Below are 21,006 nucleotides of genomic sequence, written 5' to 3' on the forward strand. Positions count from 1 at the left end.
TTTCACCCCTTAATTACGGAACGGGAAGCGGAAGGCCGACAGCAGCGCCTTGGCTTCTTCATCGGTCTTGGCCGTGGTCGTGATGCTGATGTTCAGCCCACGAAGCGTGTCGATCTTGTCGTACTCGATCTCGGGGAAGATGATCTGTTCTTTCACACCGATGTTGTAGTTGCCGCGACCGTCGAAAGCACGGCCGGACACGCCACGGAAATCGCGCACGCGCGGCAGCGCGACGCTGATCAGGCGATCGAGGAATTCGTACATGCGGGCGCCACGCAGGGTCACCATGCAGCCGATCGGGTAGTTCTCGCGGATCTTGAAACCGGCGATGGCCTTGCGCGACTTGGTCACGACGGGCTTCTGGCCGGCGATCTTGGTCAGGTCGCCGGTGGCGTGCTCGATGACTTTCTTGTCAGCGACCGCTTCCGAGACACCCATGTTCAGGGTGATCTTGGTGATGCGGGGCACTTCCATCACGGATTTGTACGAGAACTGCTTGGTCAGGTCGGCAACGACCTTCTCGCGGTAATAGTCTTGAAGACGGGCCATTGTGTTTGCTCCCGCTTACGCTTTCGTCGCAATGGCTTCGCCATTGGAACGGAAGACGCGCACATTCTTGCCGTCGACTTTCTTCACGCCCACGCGATCGGCCTTGCCGGTGGCGGGGTTGAAAATCGCCACGTTGGAGACGTGGATGGGCATGGTCTTGTCGATGATGCCGCCGGGCTGGTTGGCCATCGGATTCGGCTTCACATTCTTCTTGACGACGTTGATGCCCTCGACCACGACGCGGTCTTCGGCAACGCTCAGCACGACGCCGCGCTTGGCCTTGTCCTTGCCGGTCAGGACGATGACTTCGTCACCTTTGCGAATCTTGTTCATCGCGGTCCCTTTACAGCACTTCGGGCGCCAGCGACACGATCTTCATGAAACGCTCGGTACGCAGTTCACGCGTAACGGGTCCGAAGATGCGAGTGCCGATGGGCTCGAGCTTGGCGTTGAGCAACACGGCGGCATTGCCACCGAAACGGATCAGCGAACCGTCCTTGCGACGGACGCCCTTGGCGGTACGAACCACCACGGCGTTGTAGATTTCGCCCTTTTTCACGCGACCGCGGGGGGCCGCATCCTTGACGCTCACTTTGATGACGTCGCCGATGCCGGCATAGCGGCGCTTGGAGCCGCCGAGCACCTTGATGCACATAACCGAGCGCGCACCGGTGTTGTCGGCCACGTCCAACGTGGTCTGCATTTGAATCATGGTTTACCCTGTTCCAACTTAACCCGAAATGCCCGGCACCACCTTTTCAGTGAACGCCAAGCCTTCCGATCAGTTTTGGTCCCGTCAGGCGGCAATGCGACTTGCGCACCCTGGGTTGAAATTCTGAAGCGGACACCGCAAGAACGCGGTGCCAGGCCAGTTACTACCCACCCCGGACTCCCCCTTCCCACCACGCGCGATAGCCGCGAACTACACTGGCAAAAAGGCAAGAACCCATAGGTAAGCCTGCCATCATACCCGGCAAACTGCCACATAGCAAGCCTTTTGTCGGGATATCCCCCACAGCCGGCGCCCTCATCCGCCGGCCGGCCCGGGCGTGTGCTCGGCGTATCGCAGGTCGACGTTGGCCTGGAGGAAATCCAGCACCGCCCGGGTGCGGGGCGGCAGCCGGCCGGGCTTGCCCACGTAGACCGCGTGGATGGGCTCGAGGTCGCCGGTATTGTAGGGCTCCAGCACCGGCACCAGGCGGCCTGCCAGCAGGTCGTCCCAGGCGTGATACACCGACAGCCGGGCCAGTCCAGCGCCGTTCAGGGCAAGGCGGCGCATCACCTCGCCGTCGTTCACCCGGACGATCTCGCCGATGTCGACCTCGATCCGGCGCCCCGCCACCTCGAAAGGCCAGCGCGGGACTTCGCGCCGGTAGTTCCAGCCCAGGCGCAGGTGGGCGCCCAGGTCGCCGGGATGGACGGGCGTGCCGTGGACGGCGAGGTATTCAGGGCTGCCGACGACGACCTGGCGCGTGCGGCCCAGGAGCCGAGCCACCACATCCGAGGCGGGCAGCCGCCCCCAGCGGATCGCGATATCGACCCCCGCTTCCAACAGGTCCACGACCTGGTCGGTGAAGCTGAGGTCCAGCCGCAAGCCGGGGTGCGCCGCCAGCAGCCGCGGGATGAGCGGCCCCAGCAGGGTCTGTCCGGTCGACGTGCTGGCAGTGATGCGAACCAGTCCGCGGGGCTCGGCCTGCCCTGCGACCGAGGTCTCCAGTTCGTCCAGGTCGGCCAGCACGCGCTTGCCCTGCTCATAGTATTGGGCGCCTTCCGCGGTCAGCAGCACCCGGCGGGTGCTGCGCTGCAACAACTGCACGCCCAGCCGCGCCTCCAGGCGCGACATGACCTTGCTCACGGCCGAGGGCGACACGCCCAGCCGACGGGCCGCGGCCGACAGGCTGCCCCGCTCGGCCACCAGCACGAAGGTCTCCAGCTCGCCCGACCGGTTGGCATCGGCGGGCGCAGGAGCCCGTGCGGCACGGGTCGGGGCGGTCTTGGCGGAGATCGGCACGGTTTTTCCTTGATGGAACAGATGTCATTCCATTATTCCATCTACACAAAGGTCGCGCCCGCCTCCACAGTGTCGCTATCGACTGCAATCCACTCACAGGACCCCGACCATGCCACTCTCTCTCCTGGCGCTGGCCGCCGGTGCCTTCGGCATCGGCACCACGGAATTCATCATCATGGGCTTGCTGACGCAGGTCAGCACGGACCTGGGCATCTCCCTGCCCACGGCGGGCACGCTGATCTCGGGCTACGCGATCGGCGTCGCGGTGGGCGCGCCCGTGCTGACGCTGCTGACCCGGACCTGGCCGCGCAAGCGCCTGCTGCTGTCCCTGATGCTCATCTTCATCGCCGGCAACGTCGCAGCCGCGGCGGCGCCCGGCTACGGGTGGCTGATGGCCGCCCGCATGCTGACCTCGCTCACGCACGGCACCTTCTTCGGCGTGGGCGCCGTGGTCGCGACGGGCCTGGTCCCGCCCCACAAGCGCGCCTCGGCGATCGCGCTGATGTTCTCGGGGCTGACGCTGGCCACGCTGCTGGGCGTGCCCGCCGGCGCCTGGATCGGCCAGCATTTCGGCTGGCGTTCGGCCTTCGCCGCGGTGGCCATGGTGGGCGTGGCCGCCTACGTCATCCTTGCCTGGTTCGTGCCGCGCGACCAGGGCCGCCCGCAACTCGCGCCGCTGGGCCAGGAGCTGGCCGTGCTCGGCCGCATCCAGGTCTGGGCCGGTCTGGGCATCACCGTATTCGGGTTCGCCGGGGTGTTCGCGCTCTATACCTACATCGAGCCGCTGCTCAAACAGGTCACCGCGATGAGCGACAACCTGGTCGCGGTCACCCTGCTGCTGTTCGGCGCCGGCCTGGCGGCCGGCAACCTGCTGGGCGGGCGCATGGCCGACCGCGGCGTCATGCAGGCGCTGCTGCTGACCACCGCGGCACTGATGGCGGCCCTGGCACTGGGCCCCTGGGCCTTCGGCCAGCCGTTGGTGGCCATGGCGTACACCATCGTTCTCGGCACGGTGGCGTTCGCCACCGTCGCTCCCATGCAGATGCGCGTGCTGCAACAGGCCGGCCCCGCCGGCGCCACGCTGGTCTCCAGCCTGAACATCGCCGCCTTCAACCTGGGTAATGCCCTGGGGGCGTGGGTGGGCGGCCTGGCCCTGTCGGGCCTGGGCCTGGTGTCGGTGGGTTGGGCCGGCGCCGCCCTCACGGGCGTGGGCCTGCTGCTGGCGCTGTGGAGCGCAAGGATGTCGCCGGCCTCGGCGCCCGCCATCGGCCAGCCCCGGCAGTGCGCGTGACCGATGCCCGTCAGGGGCGCCGCGCCAGCACCGTCAGGACGGGCCGCTCGCCGTCCGCCTTGCCGGTGATGGGCGGCCGGGGCAGCCGGGCCTCGCCGGGCTCGATCACGAAGTGGTGGTCCATCGAGTACCACTTGCCCCGCAGATCGGGGTCGGGCGCGGGCTCGGTCGCGCTGTCGTGCAGCACGTACTGCCCCACCAGCGCCTGCGTGACGCCGAACTGCACGTCGGTCTCCAGGTTGGGATCGTCGCTGGAATAGACCTGCGAGAACTGGGTCTTGAAGCCCGGCTTGTAAATCATGAAATGGATGTGGGCCGGGCGCATGTTGTGCCGGCCCTGGGCCTGGATCAGTTCGCCCACGGGGCCGGTCACCGGGATCGGATAGCCGGCCGGCTTGATGCTGCGGAACGCGACGCGGCCATCGCCGTCGGTAACGAACTTGCCACGCAGGTTCATGTCGCCCTGCGCCGGATCCTGGTTCTCGTAGAAGCCCTCGGTCGAACTGTGCCAGACGTCGACTTCCGCGCCCTCGACCGGCCGCCCCTCGCGGTCGCGCACCCAGGCCTGGACGAACACCGGGTCGCCCGGCGTGGGAGAACGCACGATGGACCCGCCGTTGGGCGTCTCGGGCGAGCCCATCCGCCAGAACGGTCCCATCAGGTTGGCGGTGGTCTCGGTCTGGCCGTTGTCGCCGTTGTTGAGCAGGCAGACCAGCGCGGACAGGCCCAGCGAGCCGGCGGCCAGCACCACCTCGTTGTGCGAGGCGGTGGTCGCCTGGCCTAGCCGCGCGATCGCGCCGCACAACTGGTGGAACTCCGCCTCGGTCAGCCGCGCCTCGCGCGCGAAGGCATGCAGGTGGCGGATGCCCGCCGACAGGATTTCGCGAAAGCGCGCATCGGGCGCGCGGGCGGCCTCGGCCAGCACCGCGCGGGTAACGTCTTCCTGGTTCTTGATGATCATGGTGGGTCCGTCTGGAAACTCGGCTTGCGGACCCTCCAGATTACCGCGCTGGCAGCTGGTAGCTCCAGGTCTCGGTCAACGCGCGCTTGCCCTCGACCAGCGCGGCCCGCATCTCGACCGGCCGTTTCGGGTCCTTGACCTTGACTCGCAGCGTCAGGCGCCAGCCCTGGATGGCGGGATTGCGCTGCAGGACATTCTCGATCAGCTCGGCGTTGTCGCCCACGCTGACCTCGGCGCCCACCGTGGCATCGGGCGAGAGCCGCGCCAGGACCGGTCCTTCGAAATCCACGATCAGGGCCGTGCTGCCGTCCAGGTGGCGGATCAGGTTGGCCTGGCGGATCTCGCCGTCGGTCCGCAGCGTCTGCTTGACCCAACCCACGTCCTTCTCGATCAGCGCGGGTTCGTTCATCGTCCAGTGGATGCGGTAGTCGTGGCGCATGGGCTGGCCCTTGGGCGGCACCACGTCCGGCGTCCAGAACGCGACGATGTTGTCATTGGTCTCGTCCGCCGTCGGGATCTCGACCAGCTCCACCTTGCCCGGCCCCCAGTTGCCCTTGGGCTCGATCCACGCGCTGGGGCGCAGGTCGTAGCGGTCGGCCAGGTCCTCGTAGCGGGAGAACTCGTGCCCCCGCTGCAGCAGGCCGAACCCCTTGGGATCGGTCACCTGGAATGAGCTGACCGACAGCGTGGGCGGGTTGTTCAGGGGCCGCCACAGCCATTCCCCGCTGCCGGTGTGGATGGCCAGGCCGTTGGAATCATGCAGCGCCGGACGGAAGTTGTTGCCCCGCACGCCCTGGTTCGGCCCGTACAGGAACATGCTCGTCAGCGGCGCAACGCCCAGCTTGTTGATCTGGCCGCGCAGGAACACGCGCGACTCGACGTCCAGCACGGCGTCCTCGCCCGGCCGCAGCACGAAGCGGTAGGCGCCGGTGGCGCGCGGCGAATCCATCAAGGCGTAGATCACCAGGAAGCGGTCCTGGGGCTTGGGCCGTTCGATCCAGAACTCGCGAAAGCGCGGGAACTCCTCGGCCATGCCGTCCTTCCACGCGGTGTCCAGGGCCAGGCCCCGCGCCGACAGGCCGTAAACCTGGCCCTTGCCGATCACGCGGAAATAGCTCGCGCCCAGCATGCTCATGATTTCGTCGTGCACGCCATCGCGATTGATGGGATAGAGCACGCGAAAGCCCGCGTAGCCCAGGTTGCGCGTCGTGTTCGCATCGAAGGACATGCCGCCGAAGTCGAACTTGGCGGGGTCGTACTTGATCTCGTGGACCTGGCCGTCGACCACCTCGTTGATGCCGACCGGCGTGGAGAAATGCATGCCCTGGTGGTAGAACGCCAACCTGAACGGCGTATCGCGGTCGTGCCACTCGAACTGGTCGCGGCGTGGCTGGATGCGCAGGTAATCGGCGAACTGCATCTTGCTGAAGGCCGGCGGCAGGTTGCTGACCGGGGCCTGGTAGGCCCGGTCGGCAAGCGTCCTGGCCCGCGCCGTCACGTCGTCGAGCGTAAAGGCGCTTGCCGTGGCCGCGCCCAGCAAGGACAACAAGACCGTGGCGATCCCGAGCGACACAGGCGCGAACCTGTTGCGCGCGAAGCTGGCTACGTCTGCAAAACCCACTAGTTTCTCCCTGGAACGATGTGGACGGTGGAACCCCGAGTCGGGTTACGACCGCCGCAAGGCACGATGATTCCTCGATCCGGGGGTCCCGGACCGTCGCGGTTGTAACAAGCCGTCTGGCGCACCAACGCCCGCGCGCCCTGCCGCCACGCGGCCCGGGCGAAACGGAAAGTATCACAGCCGAACGCCGCGCCAGGGCGCACGAGGGCAGAATCGCGCCGTGCACCCGTACAATCGGGCGACCTTCCGCGGCGCCGCGTCCCGCGTCGCCGCTCCCCAGGCCCGCCCCCATGGAGGACGACCACTTGGCGCCAAGTTCATCCCATCGATTCCGCCTTCTCCCCCATCCTCCCCTGGCCCGCCCTTCGCGCGGGACGGCCGGCGCCGCTGGCCGGTCGGTGGCGAAGCGGCTCGCCCTGGGCCTGTGCGCCTTCCTGCTCGCTTCCGGCGGCGCCCGCGCCGCGGCCAACCCCGCGCTGCTGAACGACAAGGATGCCTTCATCGCCGACCTGATGTCGCAGATGACGCTGGACGAGAAGATCGGCCAGCTGCGCCTGATCAGCATCGGCCCGGACATGCCGCGCGAGAAGATCGCCAAGGAGATCGCGGCCGGCCGCATAGGCGGCACGTTCAACTCGGTCATCCACGTCGACAACCGCATGATGCAGGATGCCGCCGCCAGGAAGAGCCGCCTCCGCATCCCGCTGTTCTTCGCCTATGACGTCGTGCACGGCCACCGGACCATCTTCCCCATCGGCCTGGGCCTGGCGTCGAGCTGGGACATGGGCGCGATCGAACGTGCCGCGCGCGTGTCCGCCATCGAGGCCGCCGCCGACAGCCTGGACATGACCTTCGCCCCCATGGTGGACATCTCGCGCGATCCGCGTTGGGGCCGCACCTCGGAAGGGTTCGGCGAAGACCCCTATCTGGTCTCACGCATCGCGCGGGCCACCGTCAAGGGCTACCAGGGCCCGTCGCCGGCGCGGGCCGACAGCATCATGGCCAGCGTCAAGCATTTCGCGCTGTACGGCGCGGTCGAAGGCGGCCGCGACTACAACGTCGTCGACATGAGCCCCCTGCGCATGTACCAGGACTACCTGCCCCCTTACCGCGCGGCCATCGACGCCGGAGCTGGCGGCGTGATGGTGGCGCTGAACTCCATCAACGGCATCCCCGCCAGCGCCAACACCTGGCTGCTGCAGGACCTGCTGCGCAAGGACTGGGGGTTCCGGGGCATCGCCATCAGCGACCATGGCGCCATCACCGAGCTGGTCCGCCACGGCGTGGCGCGCGACGACCGCGAGGCCGCGCGGCTTGCCATCAAGGCGGGCGTGGACATGAGCATGGCCGACACGCTGTACCTGCAGGAGCTGCCCGGCCTGGTCAAGTCGGGCGAAGTCACCGTCGCGGAGATCGACCGCTCGGTGCGCAACGTACTGGGTGCCAAGTACGACATGGGCTTGTTCCACGACCCCTACCTGCGCATCGGCGCCGCGGCCGACGATCCGCCCGACCTTTATGCCGAAAGCCGCATGCACCGCGCCGACGCGCGCGAGCTGGCGCGCAAATCGCTGGTCCTGCTGGAGAACCGCAACCAGACCCTTCCCCTGGCCAGGACGGCCACCGTCGCGCTGGTCGGTCCGCTGGCCGATTCGCCGCTGGACATGATGGGCAGCTGGTCGGCGGCCGGCAAGAGCGAATCCTCGATCACGCTGCGGCAAGGCATGGAAGAAGCCATGCGCGGCCAGGGCCGCCTGCTCTACGCGCGAGGGGCCAACGTCACCGATGATGCGCGCATCGTCGACTACCTGAACTTCCTGAACTGGGACAACAAGGAAGTCTTCCAGGACCCGCGGCCGCCCGCCGACATGATCGCCGAAGCCGTCGGCATCGCCAGGCAGGCCGACGTCATCGTCGCCGCGGTGGGCGAATCGCGCGGCATGTCGCATGAATCCTCCAGCCGCACCCGGCTGGACATTCCCGCCAGCCAGCGCGCGCTGCTGCATGCGCTCAAGGCCACGGGCAAGCCGCTGGTGCTGGTGCTGATGAACGGCCGGCCGCTGGACCTGCAATGGGAGAGCGCCAACGCCGATGCCCTGCTCGAGACCTGGTACAGCGGCACCGAGGGCGGCCATGCGATCGCCGACGTCGTGTTCGGCGACTACAATCCCGCCGGCAAGCTGCCCATCTCCTTCCCCCGCTCGATCGGCCAGATTCCGACCTACTACAACCATCCCCGAGTGGGCCGGCCCTTCGTCGAAGGCAAGCCGGGCAACTATACCTCGCAGTACTTCGAGGAAAAGAACGGGCCGCTTTATCCGTTCGGGTACGGCTTGAGCTATACCGGCTTCAGCCTGTCGGACGTCGTGCTGGACAGCGCCACGATGGCCCGGGGCGGCAAGCTCGGGGCCCAGGTCAACCTGAAGAACACCGGCACGCGGCGCGGCGAGACGGTGGTGCAGCTATACATCCACGATGCCGCCGCCTCGGTCGTGCGGCCGGTGAAGGAGCTGCGGGGCTTCCAGCGCATCGCGCTGGAACCGGGCGAGACACGCACCGTGCGCTTCGAGATCGACGAGAACGACCTGAAGTTCTTCGATGCCCGCCTCCAGCACGTGGCGGAACCCGGAGACTTCGAGGTCCAGATCGGGCTGGATTCCCAGGACGTCAAGCGCGCCAGCTTCACGCTGCGCTGACCGCGGCGGGCCGCCCGCCGGGGCGGCCCGCTGCTAGTCGGGCTTGATCTGGTGGGCGTCGATAACCTGCTTCCACTTGGCGCGCTCCTTCGCGGCATAGGCGCCGAAGGCGTCGCCCGACAGCTCCAGCGGCGCGCCGCCCAGGGCCTTGATCCGCTCGTCCACCTCCGGATCCTTCAGCGCCGCGGCGACGGCCGCGGCCAGCCGGTCCACCACCGGTCGCGGCGTGGCGGCCGGCGCGAACAGGCCGAACCAGCCGGTGGCCTCGAAACCCGCGATGCCGCTCTCGGCCACGGTCGGCACATCGGGCACCAGGCTGCTGCGCGTGGCACCCGTGACCGCGAGCGGCTTGAGCCGACCGCCCTGGATCATGGGCAGCAAGGTATTGATGTCGCCTGACATGAATTGCACCACCCCGCTGGCGACGTCGTTCATCGCTGGCGAAGCGCCCTTGTAGGGAATGTGGACCATCTCCACCTTCGCCATCGTCTTGAGCAGTTCCCCTACCAGGTGGTTGGTAGTGCCCGTGCCGGGAGAAGCGAAATTGATGGCGCCAGGCTTGCGCCGGGCCAGTTCCACCAGCCCCTTCACATCATTGGCCGGCAGGTTGCGGTTCGCCACCAGCATGAACGGCACCGAGGCCACGGCAGCGACCGGCCGCAGGTCCCGGGCAGGGTCGTAAAGGAGCTTGGGATCAAGGCTGGGGCTGATGGCGATCGGGCCATTGCTGCCCAGCAAGAGGGTATAGCCGTCGGCCGGCGCCCGCACCACGGCCAGCGACCCCAGCGCCCCGGCCGCTCCCGGCCGATTCTCGACGATGACCGACTGCCCCAGTTGCTTGCCCAGCGACTGCGCCACGGCGCGCGCCACGGCGTCCGTCCCGCCCGCGGGCGCGAACGGCACCACCAGCTTGACCGGGGCCGAGGGAAAAGGTTGGGCCAGCGCCATGGGCAACGGCGCCGCCAGCAGCAACGACGCAAAAATGCCGAAGCGATGCATGAAAGTCTCCTGATCTTGTCGCGGGACGGCCCGCGCGGCCGTCCCCATGTCCGGTGTCAGTCGTAGCGCTTGCGGAAAAGGGGGCGCAATTCGGAAATGGGCGCCTTGGATACGATCAGTTCCCGCATCTTGTCCTCGGCACCGCCGACCTTCTCGGCCTCGTCGATCAAAGGCTCGATGAACTCGGCCGGGACCACGCAGATGCCTGAATCGTCAGCCACGATGAGGTCACCCGGATAGACCACGATGTCGTGCACGCGCACCGGTCCGTTGATCTCCATGGCCTCCATCCGGAACTTGCCGGTGATGGGGGTCACGCCCGCGGCCCAGACCGGATAGTCGATCTCGCGAATGGCCGGCAGGTCGCGCACCGCGCCGTTGACGATCGCCCCGGCGAACCCGTGGGTCTTGGCCACCAGCGCCGATTGCCCGCCCATGTTCGAGACGTTCAGGTCGCCGCCGAAGTCGGCCACCAGCACGTCGCCCGGCTCGGACAGATAGTAGATCTCGCGCGTGGACATCTTGATGGGCTCCTTGTCCAGGTAGCCCTGCGTGGGCGTCTTGCGCTCGGGCATGGAGCGCAGGGTGACGGCATGGCCCACGATCTTCCTGCCGCTTTGCAGCGGCTTGATGTGCGAAGCGGCGACCACCCCGCACACGCCGAAGCCGTCCAGCAGGTCGGACACGGTGGTGGTCAGGTCGGGCAGCGCCAGGTAACGCTCCACGACCGCCCGCGAGACACGGGGAAACTTGATGCGAGTGATGCGTTCTACCGGCACTTGCCCCCAGATCCGGCCCTGTTCCCGATATTCCTCGTAGTCCTTCAGCACTTCCTCTCGGCGCATGATCCTTCCTTTGTTGGATAAAATTTTTCCCATATTAGGAGAAATAAATTTTTCCGTCAAAGAGAGAATTTTTACTATTCCCACAATTACGAAGAAGTGCGATGTTGTGCGATCATAGGAAAATCCTGATCCCGCCGCCGCCGATGCCCGTCCGTTCCCCTTCTCCCGCAGCGCTCCCTCCCATCCCGACCGACGCCACGCCGCCGCCAGCCACAGGCGAAAGCGCGGTCGGCCGGCTGCTGACCATCCTGGATCTCTTCACCGCCGACAACCTGCAGATCCAGGTGGACGAAGTTGCCGCCTGGCTGGGCGTGGGCCGCTCCACCTGTTATCGCTACCTGCAGGAACTGAGCGATCGCGGGCTGCTGGCGCAGCGGGGCAAGGGCCGCTATTCGCTGGGCTCGCGCATCGTCGAACTCGAAAGGCTGCTGCAGCAATCGGATCCGCTGCTCAACGCCGGCAAGTCGGTCATGGCAGGTATGGCCGACATCTGCGACAACCGGGCGCTGCTGCTATGCACCCTGTACAACGATCGCGTCCTGTGTACCCATCAGGTGGGCTCCAGCCACATCATCCACGAAGGGGAGCGCATGCCGCTGTATCGTGGCCGTGGATCCGCCTTCCCCCTGTTCCAGGGCGCCGGCTCGCAAGCCATCCTGGCCAACCTGGCTCCGCATCAGATTCGGGCCCTGTACCTGGCGAAGCAGGCCGAGATCGCCGAGTCGGGACTGGGCCAGGACTGGCAGGAATTCCGCAGCGCCCTCGCGACCATCCGCAAGCAGGGTTACGTGGCTACGGTGGGCAAGCGCAATCCCCGCATCCTGGCACTGGCCGTTCCGGTACGCCATGTCGACGGGCAAGTCATGGGCAGCTTGCTGCTGCTGACCGCCCACACCGAGGCGGAACGCGCCCAGGCTCTGGCTCTCGTTCCCCGCCTGCAGGCGGAAGCGGCGCGGATAGGCGAGTTCGAGCAACGCCTGTCGAGCGGCGACACGGTTCCACCGGCCAACTGAAGACGGGGCTCTGCGCCCGTGGCGGCGGGCACCCAAAACAAAAGGCCGTGGAGTTGCCTCCACGGCCTTGCGCCGGACATCTCGCGATGCCCGTTCAGCCTGCGGGGATCAGATGATCCGCGCGGCTTCGACCAGACGGACCACCGACCAGGCCTTGGTCTTGGAAACCGGACGGGTTTCCGAGATCTCGACCAGATCACCGGTCTTGTACTGGTTGGTTTCGTCGTGAGCGTGGTACTTGGCGGACCGGACGACGATCTTGCCGTACAGCGGGTGCTTGACCCGGCGTTCGACCATCACGGTTACCGTCTTGTCCATCTTGTCGCTGACCACACGACCGGTCAGCGTACGCTTCAGCTTGGTTTCGCTCATGTTTACTTCCCGGCTTTCTCGCGCAGCACGGTACGGACACGCGCGATGTCGCGGCGCACCTTGCCGAGCTGGCTGGTGTTGGAAAGCTGCTGGGTAGCCAGCTGCATGCGCAGACTGAACTGAGCCCTAAGCAGACCCTCGAGCTCCTTGCCGAGCTCGCCGGCGTCCTTCGAACGGAGTTCGCTTGCCTTCATTGCTATCTCCTTACGTTCCGAGATGACGCGTCACGAAGACGGTCGAGATCGGAAGCTTGGCAGCCGCCAGGCGGAACGCCTCGCGCGCCAGTTCTTCGTTGACGCCTTCCATTTCATACAGCACCTTGCCGGGCTGGATCTCGGCGACCCAGTACTCCGGGTTGCCCTTGCCGTTACCCATCCGGACTTCGGCGGGCTTCTGCGAGATCGGCTTGTCCGGGAAGACGCGGATCCAGATACGGCCGCCACGCTTGATGTGGCGGGTGATGGCACGACGGGCCGACTCGATCTGGCGAGCGGTCAGGCGGCCACGACCCGTGGCCTTCAGACCGAATTCGCCGAACGAGACATTGGCGCCGCGCGTGGCCAGGCCGGTATTGCGGCCCTTTTGTTCCTTGCGGTATTTCCTGCGCGATGGCTGCAGCATGCTTATTCTCCGTCTTTGGCAGGCGCGGCCGCGTCAGCAGCCGGCTTGCGCGGCGCACGCCGGGCACCACCCTCGGGCGCGGCAGCAGCAGCTGCCTCGCCTTCGGGCCGGCGGCCGCCGCGACCACGACCAGCGCCGGGGCGGTTGCCCGGACGGTCGTTACGCGGGCCGCGGCGCGGCTTGCGCTCTTCGTCCTTGGTTGCTTCAGGGGCGGCGGCCAGCTCGGCCGAGCCCAGCGTGTCGCCCTTGTAGACCCACACCTTGATGCCGATCAGACCATAGGTCGTACCGGCTTCGGACGTGCCGTAGTCGATGTTGGCGCGCAGGGTGTGCAGCGGCACACGGCCTTCGCGGTACCATTCGGTACGGGCGATCTCGATGCCGTTCAGGCGACCGGCGCTCATGATCTTGATGCCCTGGGCACCCAGGCGCATGGCGTTCTGCATGGCGCGCTTCATCGCCCGGCGGAACATGATGCGCTTTTCGAGCTGCTGGGCGATCGAGTCGGCGATCAGCTGGGCGTCGATTTCCGGCTTGCGGATCTCTTCGATGTTGACGTGCACGGGCACGCCCATCAGACGCTGCAGATCGGCCTTCAGGATCTCGATGTCCTCGCCCTTCTTGCCGATCACGACGCCCGGACGAGCCGAGTAGACCGTGACGCGCGCGTTCTTGGCAGGACGCTCGATGACCACGCGACCCACGGAAGCGCCTTTCAGCTTCTTCTTCAGGTACTCGCGGACCTTGATGTCTTCCGCCAGCATGCCGGCGTAGGCGCTACCGCTGGCGTACCAGCGGGAGGACCAGTTACGGCTGACCGAGAGACGGAACCCGGTCGGGTGAATTTTCTGTCCCATCGTGGCTCCTTAGCTGCCGACCTTGACCACGATGTGGCAAGTCTGCTTCTCGATCTTGACGCCGCGGCCTTTGGCGCGGGCGTCGAAACGCTTGAGCGACGCACCCTTGTCGACGTAGATGGTTTTCACCTTCAGTTCGTCGATGTCGGCACCGTCGTTGTGCTCGGCATTCGCGATGGCGGATTCGACCGCCTTCTTGATGATGCCGGCGGACTTCTTGGGCGTGAACGTAAGAATGTTGATGGCCTGGGCCACCGACTTGCCGCGGATCATATCCGCGACCAGACGGGCCTTCTGGGCCGACACGCGTACGCCACGAACAATCGCAGTGGTTTCCATCGCGCTTACCTCTTGGCCTTCTTGTCCGCAGCGTGACCCTTGAACGTACGGGTCAGCGCGAACTCGCCGAGTTTGTGACCGACCATGTTCTCGTTGACATACACGGGAACATGCTGGCGACCATTGTGAACCGCGATCGTCAGACCGATGAACTCGGGCAGGATCGTGGAACGACGCGACCAGGTCTTGATCGGGCGCTTGTCTTTGCCGGCCGTGGCCGACTCAACCTTCTTCAGAAGGTGCAGGTCGACAAACGGGCCTTTTTTAATCGAACGTGACATGGCTCGCCTCGCTTACTTCTTCTTGCGCCGCTGGACGATCATATTGTTCGTCCGCTTGTTGCGGCGGGTCTTGAAACCCTTGGACGGAGTGCCCCAGGGGCTGACCGGCTCACGGGCTTCGCCAGTACGGCCTTCACCACCACCGTGCGGGTGGTCGATCGGGTTCATGGCAACACCGCGAACGGTGGGGCGAATGCCGCGCCAACGAGTGGCACCGGCCTTGCCGATCTGGCGCAGGCCATGCTCTTCGTTGCTGACTTCGCCGATGGTCGCACGGCACTCGATGTGCACCTTGCGGACTTCGCCCGAACGCAGGCGAACCTGGGCATAGGTACCTTCACGAGCCAGCAGCACGGCCGATCCGCCTGCCGAACGCACCATCTGGGCGCCCTTGCCGGGGATCATTTCCACGCAGTGGATGGTGCTACCGACCGGGATGTTGCGGATCGGCAGGGCATTGCCAGCGCGGATGGGCGCTTCGCTACCGGACACCAGCGTGGCGCCGACTTCAAGACCGCGCGGGGCGATGATGTAGCGACGTTCGCCGTCGGCATAGCACAACAGAGCGATGTGCGCCGTACGGTTGGGGTCGTATTCGATGCGCTCGACCTTGGCCGGGATGCCGTCCTTGGTGCGCTTGAAATCGACCACACGATAATGTTGCTTGTGACCACCGCCGCGATGACGCGTGGTGATATGGCCGTTGTTGTTGCGGCCGGCATTCTGCATCTGCTTTTCAAGCAGACTGTCGAGCGGGCGACCTTTGTGCAGGTGGGGGTGAACCACCTTCACCATCGCGCGGCGACCGGCGGAAGTCGGCTTCAGCTTGACGAGGGGCATTTACTTCACCTCCTGCGCAAAGTCGATTTCCTGACCCGGCTTCAGCGACACGTACGCCTTGCGCTCGTTGCGGCGGCGACCGATGAAGCGGCCAAAGCGCTTGACTTTGCCCTTGGTATTGAGAACCTGCACGGACTCGACCTGCACCTTGAAGAGCAGTTCGACGGCAGCCTTGATTTCCGGCTTGGTGGCGTCTTGCAGGACGCGGAAAGCCACTTGCTGGTTCTTGTCGGCGATGAACGTGCTCTTTTCAGAGACGATCGGAGCCAGCAGAACCTGGAGCAGACGGTCGTTGCTCATCCCAGCATCTCCTCGAGCTGAGCGATCGCGGGCTTGGTGATCAACACTTTGTTGTAGTGGATCAGCGACAGCGGATCGGCATAACGGGACTCGACCACCGCCACGTGCGGCAGGTTGCGCGTGGCCAGATAGAGGTTTTCGTCAACCGTATCGGTAATGATGAGGACCGAGTTCAAGCCCAGGCTCTTGAGCTTGTCGGCGGCCACCTTGGTCTTGGGCGAATCGACCACGAAGTTCTCGACGATCGCGATCCGGTCTTCGCGGGCCAGTTGCGACAGAATCGACCGCACACCGGCGCGGTACATCTTCTTGTTCACTTTCTGGCTGAAGTTCTCTTCAGGCGAATTCGGGAAAATGCGACCACCCCCACGCCACAGCGGCGACGAGGTCATACCGGCGCGAGCGCGGCCGGTACCCTTCTGGCGCCAGGGCTTCTTGGTGGAGTGCTTGACTTCCGTGCGGTCCTTCTGGGCGCGGTTGCCGCTGCGGGCGTTGGCCTGGTAGGCGACAACGACCTGGTGCACCAGCGCTTCGTTGAATTCGCGGCCGAAGACCGTATCGGGGGCGCTGACGGTCGCAGCGACCTGGCCCTGGTCATTCAGGAGCTTGAGATCTGCCATGTTCAGGCTCCTTTCACAGCGGGACGAACGACGATGTTCGCGCCGGCATGGCCCGGGACGGCGCCACGGACCAGCAGCAGGCCGCGCTCGGCGTCCACGCGGATCACGTCGAGGTTCTGCACGGTGCGGGTGACGTCGCCATAGTGGCCGGCCATCTTCTTGCCCGGGAACACGCGGCCCGGATCCTGCGCCATACCGATGGAGCCGGCCGAGTTGTGCGACACCGAGTTACCGTGCGAAGCGCGGTTCGACGAGAAGTTGTGACGCTTGATCGCGCCCGAGAAGCCCTTACCGATGGTCGTGCCCGTCACGTCGACCTTCTGGCCGACCGTGAAGACGGATTCCACGGTGATGACTGCGCCCGGAGCGAACTCGGCCGCTTTGGCCGGATCAAGGCGGAATTCTTTGAGCACGCTGCCCGCTTCGGCACCCGCTTTCGCGAAATGGCCGGTAAGAGGCTTGGTGACGCGCGAAGCACGGCGCGTACCGAACGTGACCTGAACGGCGGCGTAACCGTCCGTTTGCGGGGATTTGACCTGGGTCACACGGTTGTTCGACACGTCCAGCACGGTCACGGGGATGGACTCGCCATCGTCCGTGAAAATGCGGGTCATGCCAACCTTGCGACCCACCAGGCCGAGCCGGAATGCGGCTGGCGTGGAGGCCGTCGATTGGGTCGACATCGTTTTCTCCATTCCCGACTACGATTGGCCGGGGCTAAAAATGGCGTCGCACCGAAGTGCGGCACCGGACAGCAACGCCAAGGGCGCTGCGCCTACATTGATGCGATAGTGATTGCTGGCGGCACGACCCGGGAAAAATGCCGGGGAAACCCCGCCGGATCAATACGTGCCAAAAATACGTGCCAAAAGCCCATGGGCTCACCCACGGGCTAGCCGGCTAGTATAGCCTGCGCCCGGCGGCCTTTTCAAGCCCCGGGCGCAAATACCACGTCACTGCAAAGCGATTTCCACATCCACGCCAGCCGGCAGGTCCAGGCGCATCAGCGCGTCCACGGTCTTGTCGGTGGGATCCACGATGTCCATCAGGCGCTGATGGGTGCGGATCTCGAACTGGTCGCGCGACGTCTTGTTGACGTGCGGCGAACGCAGCAGATCGTAGCGGCGGATACGGGTCGGCAGGGGAACCGGACCACGAACCACGGCACCCGTGCGCTTGGCGGTTTCGACGATCTCAGCGGCCGACTGGTCGATGAGCTTGTAATCGAACGCCTTGAGGCGGATGCGAATCTTCTGCTTTTTCATGAAACTGTCCTAAAGAGCGAGGTTGGACCCCCCCTACGCGCTTACGCGCGCCCCCCAGGGGGGGCGACGCTGGCGGACCGGCAGAGCCGGATCCGCGGCGTCCTGGGTGGGGCCGTTTTTTTAAGGGAGACCCTTAAAATCAAGCAATAATTTTGGCGACGACGCCGGCGCCGACGGTACGACCGCCTTCACGGATGGCGAAGCGCAGGCCTTCTTCCATGGCGATCGGCGCCAGCAGCTTGACCGTGATCGACACGTTGTCGCCCGGCAGCACCATCTCCTTGTCCTTGGGCAGCTCGATCGTGCCCGTCACGTCCGTCGTACGGAAGTAGAACTGGGGACGATAGCCGTTGAAGAACGGCGTATGACGGCCGCCCTCTTCCTTCGACAGCACGTACACCTCGGCCGAGAACTCCGTGTGCGGCGTGATCGAACCCGGCTTGGCCAGAACCTGGCCACGCTCGACGTCTTCACGCTTGGTGCCGCGCAGCAGAATACCCACGTTGTCACCGGCCTGGCCCTGGTCCAGCAGCTTGCGGAACATTTCCACGCCCGTGCACGTCGTCTTGACCGTGTCCTTGATACCGACGATCTCGATTTCCTCGCCGACCTTGATCACGCCACGCTCGATACGCCCCGTCACCACCGTGCCACGACCCGAGATCGAGAACACGTCTTCCACCGGCATCAGGAACGCTCCGTCGACCGCACGCTCGGGCGTCGGGATGTACGAGTCCAGCGCCGCCGCCAGTTGCAGGATCGCCTGCTCGCCCAGCTCGCCCTTGTCGCCTTCCAGCGCCATGCGGGCCGAGCCCTTCACGATCGGCGTATCGTCGCCCGGGAAGTCGTACTTCGACAGCAGCTCCCGGACTTCCATTTCCACCAGCTCCAGCAGCTCGGCGTCGTCAACCAGGTCCGCCTTGTTCAGGAACACGATGATGTACGGCACGCCAACCTGCCGCGACAGCAGGATGTGCTCGCGCGTCTGCGGCATCGGGCCGTCAGCGGCCGACACCACCAGGATCGCGCCGTCCATCTGCGCCGCGCCCGTGATCATGTTCTTCACGTAGTCCGCGTGACCCGGGCAGTCAACGTGCGCGTAGTGACGGGTCTCCGTCTCGTATTCCACGTGCGCCGTGTTGATCGTGATCCCACGCGCCTTCTCTTCCGGCGCCGCGTCGATCTGGTCGTACGCCTTGGCCTCGCCGCCGAACTGCTTCGACAGCACCGTCGTGATCGCCGCCGTCAGCGTCGTCTTGCCGTGGTCAACGTGACCGATCGTGCCCACGTTCACGTGCGGCTTGGTACGCTCAAACTTGCCTTTTGCCATGTTCTCTCTTCCTGCAGTTTGCCTGGAGATTTAACGATTACTTGCCTGTCGCCAATTACTTGGCGCGGGCGCTGATGATTGCGTCGGCGACGTTCTTCGGCGCTTCCGCGTAGTGCTTGAACTCCATCGTGTACGTCGCGCGACCCTGGGTCGCGGAACGCAGCGCGGTGGAATAACCGAACATCTCGGCCAGGGGAACCTCGGCCTTGATGATCTTGCCGCCGCCGACCATGTCGTCCATGCCCTGGACCATGCCGCGCCGCGAGGACAGGTCGCCCATCACGGTACCGGCGTAGTCTTCCGGCGTCTCGACTTCCACGGCCATCATGGGCTCGAGCAGCACAGGGTTGGCCTTGCGCATGCCTTCCTTGAAGGCCATCGAGGCGGCCATCTTGAACGCGTTTTCGTTCGAGTCCACGTCGTGGTACGAACCGAAGAACAGCGTCACCTTGACGTCCACCACCGGGTAGCCGGCCATCACGCCAGCCTGCAGGGTGTCGATACAACCCTTTTCCACGGCCGGAATGAATTCACGGGGCACCACGCCGCCCTTGATGGCGTCGACGAACTCGAAGCCCTTGCCGGCTTCCTGGGGCTCGACCTTCAGCACCACGTGACCGTACTGGCCGCGGCCGCCCGACTGCTTGACGAACTTGCCTTCGGACTCTTCGCAGGTCTTGCGGATGGTTTCGCGGTAGGCCACCTGGGGCTTGCCCACGTTGGCTTCCACGCCGAATTCGCGCTTCATGCGGTCGACCAGGATTTCCAGGTGGAGCTCGCCCATGCCCGAAATGATGGTCTGGCCCGACTCTTCGTCGGTACGCACGCGGAACGACGGATCCTCGGCGGCCAGGCGGTTCAGGGCGATGCCCATCTTCTCCTGGTCGGCCTTGGTCTTGGGTTCGACGGCCTGCGCGATCACGGGCTCGGGGAACTCCATCTTTTCCAGCGTGACGATCGATTCCGGATCGCACAGCGTTTCGCCGGTCGTGACGTCCTTCAGGCCCACGGCCGCGGCGATGTCGCCCGCCAGAACTTCCTTGATTTCCTCACGCTGGTTGGCGTGCATCTGCAGGATACGGCCGACGCGCTCTTTCTTGCCCTTGATCGCGTTGTAGACGGTGTCGCCGGAAGCCAGCACGCCCGAGTACACGCGGATGAAGGTCAGTTGGCCGACGAACGGGTCCGTCATCAGCTTGAACGCCAGCGCCGAGAACTTTTCCTTGTCGTCGGCCTTGCGGACCACGGGCTGGTCGTTCTCGTCGGTGCCGTCGACCGGGGGGATGTCGATCGGCGAAGGCAGGTAGTCGATGACCGCGTCCAGCATGGCCTGCACGCCCTTGTTCTTGAAGGCGGTGCCGCACAGCATGGGCTGGATCTCGCCGGCGATGGTGCGCTGGCGGATGGCGGACTTGATCTCGGCTTCCGACAGTTCGCCGGATTCCAGATACTTGTTCATCAGCTCTTCGGACGACTCGGCGGCCGCCTCGACCAGCTTCTCGTGCCATTCGTTGCAGGTGTCGACCAGCTCGGCGGGGATGTCGCCGTATTCGAACTTGGTGCCCTGGCTGGCGTCATCCCACAGGATGGCCTTCATCTTGACCAGGTCGACCACGCCCTTGAACGAATCCTCGGCGCCGATCGGCACTTGCAGCGGGATCGGGTTGGCCTTCAGGCGCAGACGCATCTGCTCGTAGACCTTGAAGAAGTTCGCGCCGGTACGGTCCATCTTGTTGACGAACGCGAGACGGGGCACGCCGTACTTGTTGGCCTGGCGCCAGACGGTTTCCGACTGGGGCTGCACGCCGCCCACGGCGCAATACACCATGCAGGCGCCGTCCAGCACGCGCATGGAGCGCTCGACTTCAATCGTGAAGTCCACGTGCCCCGGGGTGTCGATGATGTTGAAGCGATGCTCGGGATAGTTGCCCGCCATGCCCTTCCAGAAGCAGGTGGTGGCAGCCGAGGTGATCGTGATGCCGCGTTCCTGCTCCTGCTCCATCCAGTCCATCGTGGCGGCGCCGTCGTGCACTTCGCCGAGCTTGTGGTTGACGCCCGTATAGAACAGGATACGTTCGGTGGTGGTGGTCTTCCCTGCGTCGATGTGCGCAGAGATGCCGATGTTGCGGTAGCGCTCGATCGGGGTCTTGCGGGCCATGATCGGATTTCCTTGGTGACTGGACTGGTTGGCCCGC

At 65.5% G+C, this 21,006-nt stretch carries 24 protein-coding genes; 3 read left to right on the forward strand and 21 right to left on the reverse strand.

All coding sequences use genetic code 11. The annotated features are described in order from the left end of the window. Positions 1–9: 9 nt before the first annotated feature. The 4 genes from rplE to CDO46_RS09515 form a co-directional block, all read right to left on the reverse strand. Positions 10–549: a 50S ribosomal protein L5 gene (gene rplE / locus CDO46_RS09500; RefSeq protein ID WP_087838308.1), complete on the reverse strand. Its 540-nt coding sequence runs from the start codon at positions 547–549 to the stop codon at positions 10–12. A 15-nt stretch (positions 550–564) separates the two neighbouring features. After that, positions 565–882 (reverse strand): 50S ribosomal protein L24, encoded by a 318-nt coding sequence (gene rplX / locus CDO46_RS09505; RefSeq protein WP_087838309.1) that lies wholly within the window; start codon positions 880–882, stop codon positions 565–567. Between the two features lie 10 nt (positions 883–892). After that, positions 893–1,261, reverse strand: coding sequence for a 50S ribosomal protein L14 (gene rplN / locus CDO46_RS09510; RefSeq protein WP_087780015.1), 369 nt, complete (start codon positions 1,259–1,261; stop codon positions 893–895). 315 nt (positions 1,262–1,576) lie between these two features. Then, complete coding sequence (locus CDO46_RS09515) at positions 1,577–2,554, reverse strand: LysR family transcriptional regulator (protein WP_087838487.1); 978 nt, start codon at positions 2,552–2,554, stop codon at positions 1,577–1,579. Positions 2,555–2,669: 115 nt separating this feature from the next. Here CDO46_RS09515 and CDO46_RS09520 point away from each other — a divergent pair, with 115 nt between their 5' ends. Further along, positions 2,670–3,851 carry an MFS transporter gene (locus CDO46_RS09520; protein ID WP_087838310.1) on the forward strand — a complete coding sequence of 394 codons (1,182 nt, stop codon included), beginning with the start codon at positions 2,670–2,672 and terminating at the stop codon, positions 3,849–3,851. A gap of 10 nt (positions 3,852–3,861) precedes the next feature. Here the strand turns inward: CDO46_RS09520 and CDO46_RS09525 are convergent, their stop codons facing one another. Beyond that, positions 3,862–4,812, reverse strand: a complete 951-nt coding sequence (locus tag CDO46_RS09525; protein WP_087838311.1) for a dioxygenase — start codon at positions 4,810–4,812, stop codon at positions 3,862–3,864. 40 nt (positions 4,813–4,852) lie between these two features. After that, positions 4,853–6,385 carry a glucan biosynthesis protein G gene (locus CDO46_RS09530; protein WP_243724397.1) on the reverse strand — a complete coding sequence of 511 codons (1,533 nt, stop codon included), beginning with the start codon at positions 6,383–6,385 and terminating at the stop codon, positions 4,853–4,855. A gap of 482 nt (positions 6,386–6,867) precedes the next feature. Here CDO46_RS09530 and bglX point away from each other — a divergent pair, with 482 nt between their 5' ends. Beyond that, positions 6,868–9,129, forward strand: a complete 2,262-nt coding sequence (gene bglX / locus CDO46_RS09535) for a beta-glucosidase BglX (protein ID WP_254914582.1) — start codon at positions 6,868–6,870, stop codon at positions 9,127–9,129. Positions 9,130–9,162: 33 nt separating this feature from the next. On the opposite strand, the gene CDO46_RS09540 is transcribed toward bglX, so the two are convergent. After that, a complete protein-coding gene (locus tag CDO46_RS09540; protein WP_087838313.1) occupies positions 9,163–10,128 on the reverse strand; it encodes a tripartite tricarboxylate transporter substrate binding protein in 966 nt (321 codons plus the stop codon). 56 nt (positions 10,129–10,184) lie between these two features. Next, on the reverse strand, positions 10,185–10,973 hold the full coding sequence (locus CDO46_RS09545; protein WP_087838314.1) for an RraA family protein: 789 nt from the start codon (positions 10,971–10,973) through the stop codon (positions 10,185–10,187). 143 nt (positions 10,974–11,116) lie between these two features. Between CDO46_RS09545 and CDO46_RS09550 the strand changes: the two genes are divergently transcribed. Continuing rightward, positions 11,117–11,986, forward strand: coding sequence for an IclR family transcriptional regulator (locus tag CDO46_RS09550; protein ID WP_176400692.1), 870 nt, complete (start codon positions 11,117–11,119; stop codon positions 11,984–11,986). 108 nt (positions 11,987–12,094) lie between these two features. On the opposite strand, the gene rpsQ is transcribed toward CDO46_RS09550, so the two are convergent. The 13 genes from rpsQ to fusA form a co-directional block, all read right to left on the reverse strand. Further along, entirely contained in the window at positions 12,095–12,358 is a 264-nt protein-coding gene (gene rpsQ / locus CDO46_RS09555) for a 30S ribosomal protein S17 (RefSeq protein ID WP_087838316.1), read from the reverse strand. 2 nt (positions 12,359–12,360) lie between these two features. Next, entirely contained in the window at positions 12,361–12,552 is a 192-nt protein-coding gene (gene rpmC, locus CDO46_RS09560) for a 50S ribosomal protein L29 (RefSeq protein WP_087838317.1), read from the reverse strand. Between the two features lie 10 nt (positions 12,553–12,562). Beyond that, positions 12,563–12,979 carry a 50S ribosomal protein L16 gene (rplP, locus tag CDO46_RS09565; protein WP_087780002.1) on the reverse strand — a complete coding sequence of 139 codons (417 nt, stop codon included), beginning with the start codon at positions 12,977–12,979 and terminating at the stop codon, positions 12,563–12,565. 2 nt (positions 12,980–12,981) lie between these two features. After that, positions 12,982–13,836, reverse strand: a complete 855-nt coding sequence (gene rpsC, locus CDO46_RS09570) for a 30S ribosomal protein S3 (RefSeq protein WP_087838318.1) — start codon at positions 13,834–13,836, stop codon at positions 12,982–12,984. A gap of 9 nt (positions 13,837–13,845) precedes the next feature. Then, positions 13,846–14,175 carry a 50S ribosomal protein L22 gene (gene rplV, locus CDO46_RS09575; RefSeq protein ID WP_087838319.1) on the reverse strand — a complete coding sequence of 110 codons (330 nt, stop codon included), beginning with the start codon at positions 14,173–14,175 and terminating at the stop codon, positions 13,846–13,848. Positions 14,176–14,180: 5 nt separating this feature from the next. Continuing rightward, positions 14,181–14,456, reverse strand: a complete 276-nt coding sequence (gene rpsS, locus CDO46_RS09580; RefSeq protein WP_087838320.1) for a 30S ribosomal protein S19 — start codon at positions 14,454–14,456, stop codon at positions 14,181–14,183. A gap of 12 nt (positions 14,457–14,468) precedes the next feature. Next, positions 14,469–15,296: a 50S ribosomal protein L2 gene (rplB, locus tag CDO46_RS09585; RefSeq protein ID WP_087838321.1), complete on the reverse strand. Its 828-nt coding sequence runs from the start codon at positions 15,294–15,296 to the stop codon at positions 14,469–14,471. After that, a complete protein-coding gene (gene rplW / locus CDO46_RS09590) occupies positions 15,297–15,596 on the reverse strand; it encodes a 50S ribosomal protein L23 (RefSeq protein WP_087779997.1) in 300 nt (99 codons plus the stop codon). Then, the gene (gene rplD / locus CDO46_RS09595) at positions 15,593–16,216 is read right to left on the reverse strand and encodes a 50S ribosomal protein L4 (protein WP_087838322.1); all 624 of its coding nucleotides are present in this window, start codon (positions 16,214–16,216) and stop codon (positions 15,593–15,595) included. Before rplD ends, rplW begins: the two co-directional genes overlap by 4 nt. Positions 16,217–16,218: 2 nt before the next feature. Next, entirely contained in the window at positions 16,219–16,911 is a 693-nt protein-coding gene (rplC, locus tag CDO46_RS09600; protein WP_087838323.1) for a 50S ribosomal protein L3, read from the reverse strand. 258 nt (positions 16,912–17,169) lie between these two features. Beyond that, entirely contained in the window at positions 17,170–17,481 is a 312-nt protein-coding gene (gene rpsJ, locus CDO46_RS09605; protein WP_087779994.1) for a 30S ribosomal protein S10, read from the reverse strand. A gap of 139 nt (positions 17,482–17,620) precedes the next feature. After that, positions 17,621–18,811, reverse strand: coding sequence for an elongation factor Tu (gene tuf, locus CDO46_RS09610; protein WP_087838324.1), 1,191 nt, complete (start codon positions 18,809–18,811; stop codon positions 17,621–17,623). A gap of 55 nt (positions 18,812–18,866) precedes the next feature. After that, positions 18,867–20,969 carry an elongation factor G gene (gene fusA / locus CDO46_RS09615; RefSeq protein ID WP_087838325.1) on the reverse strand — a complete coding sequence of 701 codons (2,103 nt, stop codon included), beginning with the start codon at positions 20,967–20,969 and terminating at the stop codon, positions 18,867–18,869. Positions 20,970–21,006: the final 37 nt, after the last annotated feature.

The sequence above is a fragment of the Pigmentiphaga sp. NML030171 genome (assembly GCF_002188635.1).
GTDB classification, from domain to species: Bacteria; Pseudomonadota; Gammaproteobacteria; order Burkholderiales; family Burkholderiaceae_B; genus Pigmentiphaga; species Pigmentiphaga daeguensis.